Origin of the sequence: Sediminicola sp. 1XM1-17, assembly GCF_037203765.1 — a bacterium.
In the GTDB taxonomy this organism is placed as follows: Bacteria; Bacteroidota; Bacteroidia; order Flavobacteriales; family Flavobacteriaceae; genus Sediminicola.
Genome location: NZ_JBBCAS010000002.1, coordinates 385,820 through 399,211, shown reverse-complemented (window position 1 = coordinate 399,211; position 13,392 = coordinate 385,820). Strand labels below are relative to the sequence as shown.

Annotated in this window: 12 protein-coding genes; 4 read left to right on the top strand and 8 right to left on the bottom strand. The window is 40.1% G+C overall.

The features are described from left to right. Window positions 1-2: 2 nt before the first annotated feature. From WAA86_RS04800 to WAA86_RS04775, 6 genes are all read right to left on the bottom strand, one after another. Window positions 3-464: a hypothetical protein gene (locus WAA86_RS04800; protein WP_337299847.1), complete on the bottom strand. Its 462-nt coding sequence runs from the start codon at window positions 462-464 to the stop codon at window positions 3-5. Between the two features lie 162 nt (window positions 465-626). After that, window positions 627-968, bottom strand: coding sequence for an arsenate reductase (glutaredoxin) (gene arsC / locus WAA86_RS04795; RefSeq protein WP_337299846.1), 342 nt, complete (start codon window positions 966-968; stop codon window positions 627-629). 99 nt (window positions 969-1,067) lie between these two features. Then, window positions 1,068-2,169, bottom strand: a protein-coding gene (gene prfB, locus WAA86_RS04790; protein WP_337299845.1) for a peptide chain release factor 2 whose coding sequence is annotated in 2 segments (ribosomal slippage) — window positions 1,068-2,105 and window positions 2,107-2,169 — 1,101 coding nt in all. Because the reading frame shifts where the segments join, the coding sequence is not laid out codon by codon here. Window positions 2,170-2,234: 65 nt separating this feature from the next. Continuing rightward, the gene (locus WAA86_RS04785) at window positions 2,235-3,086 is read right to left on the bottom strand and encodes a transglutaminase-like domain-containing protein (protein ID WP_337299844.1); all 852 of its coding nucleotides are present in this window, start codon (window positions 3,084-3,086) and stop codon (window positions 2,235-2,237) included. A 43-nt stretch (window positions 3,087-3,129) separates the two neighbouring features. Next, window positions 3,130-4,077, bottom strand: coding sequence for an alpha-E domain-containing protein (locus WAA86_RS04780; RefSeq protein ID WP_337299843.1), 948 nt, complete (start codon window positions 4,075-4,077; stop codon window positions 3,130-3,132). A gap of 9 nt (window positions 4,078-4,086) precedes the next feature. Next, window positions 4,087-5,553, bottom strand: coding sequence for a circularly permuted type 2 ATP-grasp protein (locus WAA86_RS04775; protein WP_337299842.1), 1,467 nt, complete (start codon window positions 5,551-5,553; stop codon window positions 4,087-4,089). 193 nt (window positions 5,554-5,746) lie between these two features. On the opposite strand from WAA86_RS04775, the gene WAA86_RS04770 reads away from it, so the two are divergent. Both WAA86_RS04770 and WAA86_RS04765 read left to right on the top strand, forming a co-directional pair. Beyond that, the gene (locus tag WAA86_RS04770; protein WP_337299841.1) at window positions 5,747-8,164 is read left to right on the top strand and encodes a zinc-dependent metalloprotease; all 2,418 of its coding nucleotides are present in this window, start codon (window positions 5,747-5,749) and stop codon (window positions 8,162-8,164) included. Between the two features lie 15 nt (window positions 8,165-8,179). Next, the gene (locus WAA86_RS04765) at window positions 8,180-9,202 is read left to right on the top strand and encodes a threonine aldolase family protein (RefSeq protein WP_337299840.1); all 1,023 of its coding nucleotides are present in this window, start codon (window positions 8,180-8,182) and stop codon (window positions 9,200-9,202) included. On the opposite strand, the gene WAA86_RS04760 is transcribed toward WAA86_RS04765, so the two are convergent. Together WAA86_RS04760 and WAA86_RS04755 are read right to left on the bottom strand one after the other, a co-directional pair. After that, on the bottom strand, window positions 9,197-9,520 hold the full coding sequence (locus WAA86_RS04760) for a YegP family protein (protein WP_337299839.1): 324 nt from the start codon (window positions 9,518-9,520) through the stop codon (window positions 9,197-9,199). The genes WAA86_RS04765 and WAA86_RS04760 overlap by 6 nt on opposite strands. Before the next feature lie 152 nt (window positions 9,521-9,672). Continuing rightward, a complete protein-coding gene (locus WAA86_RS04755; protein WP_337299838.1) occupies window positions 9,673-9,999 on the bottom strand; it encodes a YbaB/EbfC family nucleoid-associated protein in 327 nt (108 codons plus the stop codon). Window positions 10,000-10,062: 63 nt separating this feature from the next. On the opposite strand from WAA86_RS04755, the gene WAA86_RS04750 reads away from it, so the two are divergent. Beyond that, on the top strand, window positions 10,063-12,201 hold the full coding sequence (locus WAA86_RS04750) for a S9 family peptidase (RefSeq protein ID WP_337299837.1): 2,139 nt from the start codon (window positions 10,063-10,065) through the stop codon (window positions 12,199-12,201). An 85-nt stretch (window positions 12,202-12,286) separates the two neighbouring features. After that, window positions 12,287-13,327 (top strand): PLP-dependent cysteine synthase family protein, encoded by a 1,041-nt coding sequence (locus tag WAA86_RS04745; protein WP_337299836.1) that lies wholly within the window; start codon window positions 12,287-12,289, stop codon window positions 13,325-13,327. The last annotated feature ends 65 nt before the right edge of the window (window positions 13,328-13,392 follow it).

Below are 13,392 nucleotides of genomic sequence, written 5' to 3'. Positions count from 1 at the left end.
TCTTAATTCTTTTTTTTCTTTTTTCGTTTCGTTTTCTTTATGCCATCTTCCTTCATATCCAAGAAGGCTTGATATTTTTCCTCCGGAAGTCCGGCTTTCAATTCCGCATCCTGTTCCAAGTTTATCCGTTCATAGGCTTCCATCATTTTATCTGCCTCCAATTGCAAGATTTGAATTTCTATGCGTTGCCTCATGTACTTGATAAGGGTGGTACTGACAACTGCTTTTTCAAATTCGTTCAATTCCAAGGCTTCTGCAATGGCGGGCATCTGCGATTCTACCATTTCTTCCGCAGTCATTGGTTCTGCCTTTTCTGGAGCTTGTTGCGCCTGGGGAACATTGCTCTGCCTTCTGCCATAACCATTGTTTCCATACCCGTTTCCATAGCCGTATTGGGCCTGGATCAAGCTGGTTGAAAAAAGTAGCATCAATACTGTGAAAATGTGTGAATTCTTGGTCTTCATATCTATAATGATTGGTTAGAGTCCAAAAATACTGGAAGGTTTAAGCCGCTTTGGTTAAATGTATGTTAAATCACATTCAACAAAAGCGGCTTGGCTAAAAATCAACGTTAAAGTTTGTTAAACAATAACAAAAAAACGTTAAACAAAAAAATTAAATAGAATCTAGAGCATTTCTTGGACCCGCTCCGGAGGCCTACCGATAATGGCTTTTCCGCCCTCTATGACAATGGGTCTTTCAATTAGCTTTGGGTAAGCAATCATTGCATTGATAATATCCTCTTCCGATAGTAATTTGCCCTTGAACTTTTCCTTCCAGATCGGTTCATTTTTGCGAACCAAGTTTTCTGCTTTCAGGGATAGGCAGTTTAATACCTCCCTCAGTTCTTCTTTGGTGGGGATTTCTTCCAAGTATTTGACCACTTCGTATTCTTTGCCGGATTCTTTTAATAGTTCCAACGCTTCCCTAGACTTTCGACATCTAGGATTATGATATATTTTGATCATAATTCATTTTTTACCGTTCAACTTTTTTAATGTAATGAATAAAGGGTCTACAGGCTGTTGATTTCCTTACACCCCAAAATAGAAAAAGCAACATCAGGGCTATTTGGTTTCTTCCTTTTGTCCCATCATCATCAAATAGGCCTTAAGGAATGGATTGATCTGCCCGTCCATAACGGCATCCACGTTTCCTGTTTCCTCTCCCGTACGAACATCCTTCACTAATTTATAGGGATGCATTACATAGTTTCTGATCTGCGAGCCCCATTCTATTTTCATTTTGGATGCTTCTATTTCATTACGGGCGGCCTGCCTTTTGCGCAATTCAATTTCATACAATTGCGATTTTAACAATCGCATTGCATTTTCCCTATTGTCCAGTTGGGATCGGGTTTCTGAGTTGTGCACCACAATTCCGGTCGGGTGGTGTGTCAGGATGGCCTTGGTCTCTACCTTGTTTACATTTTGTCCCCCAGCACCTCCAGATCTTGCAAAGGCCCAAGAGATATCAGCCGGATTGATATCTATTTCAATGCTATCATCCGCAAGGGGGTATACATAGACCGAAGCAAAAGAGGTATGCCTTTTGGCATTGCTGTCAAAAGGGGAAATACGAACCAATCTATGGACACCATTTTCTCCTTTCAACCATCCAAAGGCAAAATCGCCCTCAATTTCCAAAGTGACCGTCTTGATCCCAGCTACATCACCGTCCTGATAGTTTACTTCCTTAACCTTATATCCGTTTTTTTCGCACCACATCAGATACATGCGCATCAACATAGCGGCCCAGTCACAACTTTCCGTTCCCCCAGCACCTGCAGTAATTTGTAATACGGCACTGAGATCATCACCCTCGTCTGAAAGCATATTCTTGAATTCCAGATGCTCCAGAGCATCGACAATTTTGTCATAATGCAATTGAACCTCTTCTTCTGGAATTGCACCTTCTTTTTGGAATTCTATCAGAACTTCCAAGTCGGTCAATAGGGATTTTACCTCATTGAAATCGTCAACCCATTGTTTTTTGGATTGTATCAACTTCATGTGTGCCTGTGCTTTTTGGGGATTGTCCCAAAAATTAGGTTCCAGTGTTTTTTCTTCTTCGTTTTCTATTTCGACAAGCTTGGCATCTATGTCAAAGATACCTCCTTAACGCACCAAGGCGATCAATGAGACTCTTATAATGGTCTGTAGTTATCATATGCTATATTTTGACCCAAAAATAGGGTTCTTTTTTTTGATTCTTGAGGAAAAAGAAAAGGTTATTTATTGTTGTGAATGTACTTCCACCGAATGAACGGTCTCATTTTTACCCAAAGAATAAACTACACCTTTTAAAGGAGAGCAATCATTGTAATCCTTTCCATGGGATACCTTTATATGGTTTTCGTTGACCAACAGATCATTAGTGGGGTCAAATCCAATCCATCCAGCTTCAGGGACATAACATTCTGCCCAAGCATGCATCTGGGAATCTCCAAAATATCCAATTCCCTGGTGAAGATAACCGGAAACATATCGGGTAGGTATACCATTTATCCTTCCCAAAGCACAGAATAAATGGGTAAAATCCTGACAAACCCCAGTCTTATGTGCTAAAATTTCCTCCAATTTGGTATCCACATGGGTAATTCCGGATTTAAAATGTATAAAATTATAGACCCAATGATTCAATTGCTGCAAGTTCTCAAAGATATTTACAGAAGTTTCAAATTTAAAAATACCTTCAGCTTTTTTGGGTAGGGCAGTATACGCTGTTTTACGAAGAAAGGGCTCAAAATCTACTTGAAAACTTAAACTTTGTATTTCTTTATAATTTTCAGCCCTGTTGAAAACCGGCAGATTCTCAAAAGGGTTCAAGTATTTTTTGATCAACGTAAAGGAACCTTTAAAATTTATATTTTGGAAGGGTTGTTTTGGGGTAACCCTAATAGTTTGAAACCCCAACCCATTGATAGAATATTCAAATTTGGCATTCAATGAATTATGAAAATCAATCGCAATGAGTTCTTGGGATTCATTGGTTTCAGGAACGATCAAGAATTGCCAGGCCGCATCTTCAACGGTGTTCTCGTAATTATTTTCGGCCTTGTAGGTTACTGTATATTCAAAGGACATCCTATGGAATTGAAGCTGCAAAAGTAAGCCAATGCATTGTTAATCAATAGTGAAAAAACTCTTTTTCCATTTTCTGGCTTATTTGTACCAGGCTATTGAGAATGTTTTCAATAAAACTTTGCATATCCTCTTCAATTTCCTCGGCATATTTGAACTCGTACTCCCCTTTAACCTTACTGACCAAAAATGCCGTAGAATTCTTATCCGGATTTTTTGATTCATCCAAGACCTTGATATGTTTGTACACCTGATTGATGCTGTTGATTACGGAGCGGGGGCAATCAGGATTTAAGATAAGGAACTCCAAGGTGGATATGCTATTGGGGGTCTTCTTGTAAAATCGCCTCATCATATCATAGGATTCCACACATTTTAATAGGGTAATCCATTCAAAGCTATTGCTTATTTTATCTCTGTAATTTCCCTTGGTATATACCGCGTCGTTATACTTGGCATTAATTATTCTGATTACTTGGGTGGCCCTTTCAATATTGATGCCCAACATTATGATGGCATATACCTCGTCATGTAAGAGTGTACCCCTGATTTTACCCCGTAAAATGGCTGTCATTTCGGCAATGTTCATGGTAAAATCATACAATCCCTTTTTTGTAAAATCGTCCTTACAATAATTGATGACAAAATGATAGAACTTGTTAATGGCCTCATAGAGTTCCGTAGATATCAAATCCCTGGCGCTATTGGCATTTTCCCTGGCATACTTCACATTATTGATAATGGAGTAAGACATATCCGGATTGAGTCCGATGTTGTATAATATTTCCCCCTCTTTTAACTCCTCGGAATGATCGTGTATGGGTTCACCTACAAAGAACATCATGGATCTGAGCACAAACTGCCTTGATTGGGACAGCTCATTGGGAGCATCCAAGGAAGAAAAATAATTTACATTCAAATATCTGGCCACGTGTTCGGCACGTTCAATGTAACGCCCCATCCAGAACAGGTTATTCGCAACTCTTGCTAGCATAAGTCAGTTTTATTTTTTTAATACCCAAGTATCTTTTGATCCACCTCCCTGTGAAGAATTTACAACAAGGTTGCCTTTTTTGAGCGCTACCCTGGAGAGCCCACCTTTCAGCACAAACTCTTTTTTATTGCCCAATAGGGTAAAGGTCCTAAGATCTACATGACGCTGTTCAAAAGACTCACTATCGTCAATATAGGTTGGGTGTACCGACAATGACATTATGGGTTGTGCAATATATTTTCTTGGATGTTCCTTGATCTGTTGCTGTACCGTTTTTATCTCTTCTTTGGTTAGTTTATTGCCTATGGAAATTCCGTATCCACCTGCTTCGTCCACTGGTTTGACCACCAGCTCATGAATGTGTTCCAGTACATATTTCAATTCATCTGGACGGCTACAATGATAGGTATGCACATTGTTTAGGATAGGCTCTTCATTCAAATAGTATTTAATGATCTGTGGCATATACGTATAGACCGCCTTATCATCAGCAACACCCGTTCCAGGGGCATTGGCCAAACACACATTGCCTTTTAAATAGGCTGCAAACAGTCCCGGTACCCCAAGAGAAGAATCTGCTCGAAATTCCAGCGGATCTAAAAACTGGTCATCTACCCTTCTGTAGATCACATCAACTTTGATAGGTCCACGGATGGTTTTCATATACACAAAATCGTTCTCCACGAACAGATCCCGGCCTTCTACCAGTTCTACGCCCATGGCCTTCGCCAAATAGGAATGCTCGTAAAAGGCAGAATTGTACATGCCAGGTGTTATCACCACGCAATTGGGGACATCTACCCCTTTTGGCTTAACACTCTCCAGTATTTCAAGTAAGTTTTCTGCGTAGTTCGTTACTGTATGTGTCTTATAATGGTTAAATACACCAAATAAAGCCCTTTTTAGGGCTGTTCGGTTGCAAATGACATAACTGACACCCGATGGACATCTTATATTGTCTTCAAGTACGTAATATTGTCCATCGGAATGTTTGATGATATCCGTTCCGGAAATATGATTGTAAATTCCTCCGGGGGGATCAACACCGATCATTTGATGAAGATAATTCGCGGAAGAGCTTATAAGATCTAAGGGAACGATACCGTCTTTGATAATTTTTTTATCGTGGTAGATATCCCATAAAAAAAGATTTAAAGCCTTGCTCCTCTGTATGGCTCCACGCTCAATGATTTCCCATTCATCAGAATCTATGATTCTTGGGAAGAGGTCAAAGGGAAATATTTTCTCTTTGGTATCATGGTCCCCATAAACCTGAAAAGTAATTCCTTGGTTGAAAAAAGAGGATTTAGCCTTATTGTTCAATTGGACATAATCCTGAATTGAGTGGTCTCCATAAAGATCAAACAACTTCTGATAAACATTTTTGGTTTTCCCTTGGGCTTCAAAAACTTCATCAAAGAGATTGGGGTCGTTCATGTAGGAGGAGAAAATAGGTTTTTTAATTTCAGAGCTCATAAGTAAAATTTTACTTAAGGTACTTTATTTTAGTCAATTAGCGACATTATTTTTTTGGATTGACCCAAGAATTATCTTTTGGCACGATAGGGCGGTATAATTTTACGGTATCACGGATTTTTCTATAATATTTTCAGGAGATAATAATGTTTGAATCATTTTACATAAATTTAGAACTTCAATTTTTATTCCTATGAAATATCTATTAAAGTTTGCTGTGGTCTTTTTGACTGCAACCTCCATGTTGTCTGCCCAATTTTCTGAAAAAAGTAAAAATTTCAAGAAGTTCGAAGGTCTCTTCACTTTTTACTATGATCAAGGGAATGATAAGGTGTTCATGGAAGTACAGGATCTTAATAAAGAATTCTTATATGTGTATTCTCTGAGCAGTGGCATTGGAAGCAATGATCTTGGATTGGACCGTGGCCAATTGGGCAATGAACAGGTGGTCTATTTTAAAAGGGCAGGAAATAAACTCCTTTTGGTACAGCCCAACTTAAAGTATAGGGCCATTACAGAGAATTCCTTGGAAAAAAAATCTATTGAGCAGGCTTTTGCCAAGTCCATTCTATTCGGATTTAAAATAGAAGAGGAAAAGGACGGTCGCTTTATCATTGATATGACCGACTTTTTAATGCAGGATGTGCATGGGGTTGCCATTAGATTAAAGGAGAAGAAGCAGGGGAATTATAGTTTGGATAAAAGTAAGAGTGCCATTGACTTGGAAAGGACAAAAGCATTTCCCAAAAACGTGGAGATGGATATTATGTTGACCTTTACCGGAGTAGCAGAGGAAAAGGCGAAACTTTTGGAAGGTGTTGCCCCGAACACCAAAATTGTAACAGTTGCCCAACATCATTCCTTTATTGAGCTTCCAGATGATGGTTATAATAAAAGGGAATTTGATCCCAGAAGCGGTTCCTACCCCTTTTCCTATTATGACTACGCCACTCCGGTTCAGGAACCTATACTAAAACAATATGTAACACGCCATCGGTTGGAGAAAAAGGATCCAACTGCTGCCGTCAGTGAGGCCGTGGAGCCCATCATCTATTATCTGGACAATGGTACCCCGGAGCCGGTTCGTTCGGCATTGTTGGATGGTGGCAAATGGTGGAACCAAGCTTTTGAAGCAATAGGGTATAAAGATGCATTTCAATTGAAAATACTACCAGATAATGCCGACCCTTTGGATGTGCGTTACAATGTGATCCAATGGGTACACAGGTCTACTAGGGGATGGAGTTACGGAAGTAGTATCACGGATCCCAGAACTGGGGAAATTATGAAAGGCCATGTGAGTTTGGGCAGTTTGCGTATTAGGCAAGATTTTTTGATCGCTCAAGCCTTGATGGACAAACCTTTTGCCGAACGTGACGACAATTACCAAGATCTTTTGGAAATGTCATTGGCCAGGATCAGACAATTATCCGCCCATGAAATTGGGCACACCCTTGGTTTTGCCCATAATTTTGCGGCAAGCACCAATGATAGGGCGTCCGTAATGGACTATCCCCATCCCCAATTTTCAATTGAAAACGGAGCAATAGATTTTTCCAAGGCTTATGCCACAGGAATAGGTGCTTGGGATAAGTTCACCGTAGCCTATTCCTATGCACAGTTCCCGGAGGGAACCAATGAAAGGGAAGCCCTCAATGCTATTTTGAACGAGGCTCGGGATAAGGGATTGCGTTATATTTCCGATGCGGACGCCAGACCAGAAGGTGGGGCTCATGTGTTGGGCCATTTATGGGACAATGGAAAAGCGGCAAGTGAAGAACTTATGGATATGTTGGAATTGAGAAAAGCGGCCATATCAAATTTTTCTATGGATAATATTAGAAAAAATGAACCCAATTCTGTTTTGGAGGATGTCTTCGTTCCCTTATTTTTTTTTCACAGATATCAGACCGAAGCAGTTTCCAAGGTAATTGGAGGCTTGGACTACAACTATACAGTAAAGGGAGATGGACAGTTGACCGTGAAAACGGTGGATAAGGACACACAGATGAAGGCCCTAAAAAGTATTCTAAATACATTGGATGCCGAAGTTATTGCCATTCCAAAGGAGAAATTGTCCCTTTTTCCGCCCAGAGCAATAGGGTATAACAGAACCAGGGAGTCTTTTAAAGGCAAAACGGGTGTTTCGTTCGATGCTCTATCAGCACCAGAAACGGCAGCAGATATGACCCTAGGTCTATTGCTACATCCAGAACGGGCATCCCGACTCATTCAGCAGAAAAGCTTGGAGACATCCAATCTTGGATTGACAGAGGTTTTGGACGCCTTGTTAAAAGGTACCTTAGGGAACAATCATAAGGATGCCTATGAGAACGAGGTACAACAATCTATCAATTTCAGAGTTTTGTTCCATATCATGAATTTGGCTGCACACAATAAGGTGCACCCACAGGTCAATGCCATTGCCAGCAACAAATTGATGGAACTAAAGTCAGAATTGGCATCAAAATCCAAAGACGCCATCAGTAGGGAAATGATTCGAAGGATTGATAATTTCTACAACCATCCGGAAGAATTCAAAGTAATACCAAGTCCGGAAATTCCAGATGGATCTCCTATTGGTATGGATTGTTTGGAGTATACAAATTAAAATAACAGCTATATTTTGGAAATAAATTTGATAAGTGACACGGTGACCAAGCCTACACCGGGAATGTTGGACGCCATGATGTCCGCAAAAGTAGGGGATGATGTTTTTAAAGCGGACCCATCCGTGAACGCCTTGGAGGAAAAGGTTGCCGCCATGTTCGGAATGGAGGCTGCACTTTATTTTCCCAGTGGCACCATGACCAACCAAGCGGCCATAAAACTGCATACACAGCCGGCAGAACAATTGATCTGCGATAAATTTGCCCATATTTATAATTATGAGGGTGGTGGTATAAGCTTTAACAGTGGTGTCTCCTGTAAACTGGTAGATGGCCATAGGGGCATGATGACCTCAGCTCAGGTGGAAGCCTCCATAAATCCGCCCGATTTTTACCACAGTCCCTTGACTTCATTGGTTTGTGTGGAGAATACCACCAATAAAGGCGGTGGTGCCTGTTGGGATTTTGAGGAGTTGAAGAGGATTAGAAAAGTATGTGATGCCCATGGACTGGCCTATCATCTGGATGGCGCCAGATTGTGGAATGCCATGATTGCTAAAAATGAAAGTCCAAAGCAATATGGGGCGTTGTTCGATACGATCAGTGTTTGTCTCAGTAAAGGATTGGGTTGCCCGGTGGGTTCTGTTTTGGTGGGCACTTCCGAGCTTATTCACAAGGCCCTCCGTGTGCGAAAAGTTTTGGGAGGAGGAATGAGACAAGCAGGATTTTTGGCTGCTGCAGGCATTTATGCTCTGGACCATCAGTTGGATCGTCTGGCAGAAGATCATAAAAAAGCGGATGAAATAGGTGTTTTGCTAAATCAATTATCCTTTATAAAGAAGGTAGAACCCATTGAAACCAACATTATTATCTTTGAGATTGATGAGGCACATATGAGTGCTGAAACCTTTGTACAAAAATTAAAGGACAAAAATGTACATTTGATAGGGATGGGGCAGGGAAAACTACGTGTCGTGACCCATTTGGACTATTCCGATGCGCAGCATGAAGAATTTCTCAAAATATTAAAAAACCTATAGTTCAGGGATATTGGAAATGGTGTCAAAATAGGTTTTTAAATTTTTGATGCCATTTTCCATTCCAGCCTCAGAACTGTAAAGTTGACTGCTGCCAATAAGCTGCCCTTCCTTGTTTTTTAAAAGAAACAGGAATTTACCACTATGGTCCGTTTTACGCTCAAAAATCTTTCGTTCATTCAAAGCTCCCTGTAGCTCTGCGACGGACTTTTTGACATCCTCTATATTGGAAAAATCAATACTTTCCAAAATAGTACTCCCAGAGGAGGTATTTACGCTAAAACGGTAGGAATTTTCCTTGTGCTTTTTTATCTGGATCATTTGCGAATTGGCTTTTTACTAAAAATACTAAACTTTTGGCTGTCTTTTTTTATCCATACCATAATACTGCTGACAATAGTCAAACCTTAACATTTTAAAGTCCCAAAAAGAACTTTTGTGGGACTTTAAAATTGCTTTCTACCTAGGGTTCGTTATTTCAGGAAAGCATCCATTCCGGGGATATTGGGCATACCCTCTTTTGCCACGGCCGCAAGTTCGGCCTCATTAACTTCAGTAGCTTTTTCTATGGCCTTGTTCAAGGTCAAAATAAGGTAATCTTCCAATTGTTCCTTATCGCTCAGCAAACTGTCATCAATTTGTATGGCCTTTATTTTTCTGTTGGCCGTAATGGTTACTCTCAAAAGATCATCCGAAGACTTCTCTTCCAAAGAAACATGGTTCAATCTTTCCTTGGTAGCCTTCACTTTTTCTTGGGTTTCTTTCAATTTTCCCATCATTCCCATTAAATCTCCAAACATAACATCGTTTTTTTTCTATTAAGTGTTCAAAATTACTAAATTGTTTGGAGAAAGATGATTTTTATGAGACTCTTGGGAAAAAAGGAATTATTTTTTTTATTAAGTATTAGCTTTGCAGCTTCTTGTCAAAATAATAGTAAGGAAATGGTTGAATTAAAAGCTCCGATCGCAAAAAAAATACCCAGGGAACTTGTAAAACATGGTGATGTTAGAATTGATAACTACTATTGGTTGAATGATAGGGAAAATCCTGATGTCATAGCTTACCTTGAACAGGAAAAAGCCTATTACCAAGAACAGACGGCACATACCAAAGAATTTCAAGCTGCACTTTTCGAAGAAATGAAGTCCCGTATCAAAGAGGATGATTCTTCGGTTCCCTATAAACAAAATGGGTACTGGTACATAACCAGATATGAAAAGGATAGGGATTATCCCATTTATTCCAGAAAGAAAGGAACGGAGGATGCCCCTGAAGAAATTATGTTTGATTGTAATATTCTGGCCGAGGGACATGACTATTTCAATTTGGGAGGATTGGCCATCAGTATAGATAATAACTTGGCCGCCTTTGGAGTGGATACGGTCTCAAGAAGGCAGTATCACCTGCAGATCAAAAATTTACGAACTGGAGAAATATATCCTGATAAAATTGAGAATACCACAGGCGGGGCTGTATGGGCCAATGATAACAAAACCTTGTTCTATGCCAAAAAGGATCCCGTTACCCTTCGATCCGATAAAATTTATAGGCATGTGCTGGGAACGCCTGCTGAAGATGATGTACTGGTCTTTCATGAAGTTGATGAAACTTTCAATACATACGTTTACAAATCAAAATCCAAAAAGTACATCATCATAGGTTCTGCCAGTACGCTGACCTCAGAGTATCAATTTTTGGAAGCAGACAAGCCTTCTTCCCAGTTTAAGATGTTTTCCCCAAGAAAACGGGGCTTGGAATATTCCATTGCACACTATGGAAACAATTTTTATGTGTTGACCAATAAAGATGGAGCTACCAATTTTAAATTGATGAAAGCTGCCGAAGGGAATACCTCTTCCGACAACTGGAAAGAATTTATACCCCATAGGGACAACGTGCTTTTAGAAGATGTGGACATTTTTAAAGACTATTACGTTCTTTCCGAAAGGGAGAATGGGCTCAATCAATTAAAAATTACCAGATGGGACAATGATGAAAGTTACTATTTGCCCTTTGATAATGAAACCTATACGGCTTACGTAAGTACCAATCCAGACTTTGATACCGAAATACTGCGATATGGTTACAATGCCTTGACCACCCCCAGTTCTATAATCGACTTTAATATGAGAACCAAGGAAAAGGAAGTCAAAAAGGAGCAGGAAGTACTTGGGGGGAAATTCGATAAGGTCAATTACAGATCCAAGCGGGTTTGGGCTACCGCCCAAGATGGCGTCAAAATTCCAATATCCATGGTCTACCACAAGGATACCAAGTTGGATGGTACCAGTCCGTTGTTGCAATATGCCTATGCTTCTTATGGATATACTTTGGATCCTTATTTTTCTACGGTAAGACTTAGTCTTTTGGATAGGGGTTTTATTTATTGCATAGTACATGCCAGGGGAGGGGAATACTTGGGCAGAAAATGGTATGAGGATGGTAAATTGCTCAAAAAGAAAAATACGTTCGCCGATTTTATTGATGCCTCCAAATTTCTGATAGAAAATAATTTTACGAGTAGGGAACATCTTTATGCAGAGGGTGGTTCAGCGGGGGGATTGCTTATGGGGGCCATAGTAAATATGGCGCCGGAACTCTACAACGGGGTCATTGCAGCCGTACCTTTTGTTGACGTGGTTACCACCATGTTGGACGAATCCATACCACTGACCACCGGAGAGTATGATGAATGGGGAAATCCCAATGAAAAGGAATATTACGATTATATGAAATCATATTCGCCCTATGACAATGTGACCACCCATGATTATCCAAATATGTACGTAATTACAGGTTTGCACGACTCCCAGGTTCAATATTGGGAGCCTGCCAAGTGGGTTGCGAAGCTTAGGACACATAAAACCGATAATAATATTTTGTTGCTAGATATTAACATGGATGCTGGACATGGCGGGGCTTCAGGAAGGTTTGAGTCCCTTAAGGAAGTAGCCAAGGAGTATAGCTTTTTACTAGATTTAGAGGGTAAAATCGATTAATTCGGAAAAAAAAATTAATTTTGCCCTTGGAACTTTATTAATCTTAAAATCAACAGACTAATAGATTCTAACTTAGACGACCTTTATGGAACATAAGATAAACGCTTACAACAACGTCCTAGAACTCATAGGAAATACCCCACTAGTCAAATTAAACAAAATCACTTCAGGTCTTACAGGTAACTTCTACGCGAAGGTAGAAGCCTTTAACCCTGGACATTCTGCAAAGGACAGAATTGCCGCCTATATTATTGAAGAGGCGGAGAGAAAGGGGATCCTGACCAAGGACAGCACCATTATTGAAACAACGTCTGGAAATACTGGTTTTAGTATCGCCATGGTGAGCATCATTAAGGGTTATGAATGTATTCTGGCCGTTAGTTCCAAATCGTCAAAGGACAAAATAGATATGTTGCGCTCCATGGGGGCCAAGGTTTATGTATGTCCCGCCCATGTTAGTGCAGATGATCCAAGATCTTATTATGAAGTAGCAAAACGACTTCACAACGAGGTAAAGGGTTCCATTTATATCAACCAATATTTCAATGATTTGAATGCTGAGGCACACTACCGTTCAACGGGCCCAGAGATCTGGAACCAGACCAATGGAAATATTACCCATTTGGTGGCATGTAGTGGAACCGGTGGCACTATTTCCGGGACAGCAAAATACCTAAAAGAGAAAAATCCCAATATCAGAATCATTGGAGTAGATGCTTTTGGTTCGGTATTGAAAAAATACCATGAGACCAGGGAGTTCGATTCAAACGAAATTTATCCTTACCGCATAGAAGGGTTAGGGAAGAACTTAATCCCCTCTACCACTAATTTTGACGTGATTGACGAATTTGTGAAGGTTACCGATGAGGAAAGTGCACATACAGCCAGAGAGGTATCCAAGACCGAAGGAATGTTTGTGGGATATACAAGTGGGGCCGTAATGCAAGCTGTAAAACAGTTGGATGAGAAAGGGGAATTTGGAAAAGACAGTAATGTGGTGGTGATATTTCCTGATCATGGATCTAGGTATATGAGCAAGATTTATAGTGATCAATGGATGGAAGATCAAGGATTTTTTGATAGCAAACATGAATCCGAGCCACAAGAAATACAATACGTAAAATAAGGACCTTTTTTAAGATAGAATTAAAAGCAATGGCCATCCTAGTCATTGCTTTTTTTTGTTACTTA